The sequence below is a fragment of the Pseudomonas sp. S30 genome, from assembly GCF_016518545.1.
In the GTDB taxonomy this organism is placed as follows: domain Bacteria; phylum Pseudomonadota; class Gammaproteobacteria; order Pseudomonadales; family Pseudomonadaceae; genus Aquipseudomonas.
Genome location: NZ_JACVTO010000047.1, coordinates 1 through 1,078, shown reverse-complemented (window position 1 = coordinate 1,078; position 1,078 = coordinate 1). Strand labels below are relative to the sequence as shown.

Sequence of the window (1,078 nt, the reverse complement as noted above, 5' to 3'; positions counted from 1 at the left end):
CCCCCCCAGCCGGCAGGGACTGCATCAGACGCCCGCGGGCCAGGACCAGTTTCAATCCGTCCTCGAGGCTGAAGACCTGGGCGACGCAGGCTGCGACATATTCACCGATGCTGTGCCCCATGACCACAGACGGGACGACGCCCCATGCCATCCACATGCTCGCCAGTGCGTACTCGACGCAGAACAGTGCCGGCTGGGTGTGTACGGTCTGGTCCAGGCGCGCCGCATCGGCATTCTCGGCATAGAGCAGGTCGATCAGTGACCAGCCTTCGTGGGCTAGGATGTAGTCGTTGCAGCGGTTGATGACGTCCCGGAACACCGGTTGACTGGCATAGAGCGCTTTGCCCATCCCGGGGTACTGGGCGCCCTGGCCTGTGAACAGGAAGGCGACCCGGGGAGCATCGGTAACAGGCGAGCTGGGCATTGCGAGGGTGTCGTCCAGCAGTTGCCGGTGCAGCTCCTCCAAGGTCTGCCCTGTGAAGGCCGCCCGGTACTCGAGGGCGGCGCGACCGGTATTGGCCGAGAAGCAGAGGTCCTGGGGTAGCAGTGCCGGGTGGCGGCGCAGGTGATCGGCATACTTCTGCCGTAGCGCGGCCAGTGAGGCCGGGCTCTGGGCTGACAGGGTCAGCAGGTGTCGTGGCGGAGAACAGTCGGCGACGCGCCTGGCGGGATGAGCAGGTGCCTCTTGCAGAATGACATGGGCATTCGTACCGCCAAAGCCGAAGCCGCTGACGCCGGCGGTCCGTGGTCGACCATTGGCCGGCCAGGGTGTGCGCTGGGTTGGCACATGAAGCGGGAATTCATCCCAGCGAATACGCGGATTGGGCTGGCTGTAGTTGGCCTGGGGAGGAAACTCCTTGTGCTGCAGAGCCATGACCACTTTGATGATGCCGGCAATGCCAGCGGCGGACTCAAGGTGGCCGATGTTGGCCTTGACCGAACCCAGGGTCAGGCGCTGCTCGTGGGTTCGTCCCTGGCAGAGAGCTGCTCCCAGGGCGTTGACCTCGATCGGGTCGCCCAGGACGGTCCCGGTGCCATGGGCCTCCACATAGTCGATTGCATCGGCGCCCAGGCCGGA

1 protein-coding gene is annotated in these 1,078 nt (G+C 65.3%); it reads right to left on the bottom strand.

The features are described 5' to 3' along the window. Positions 1 to 1,078: acyltransferase domain-containing protein (locus IAE34_RS24175; RefSeq protein WP_200141479.1), on the bottom strand; the 1,078-nt coding region annotated here is incomplete at both ends.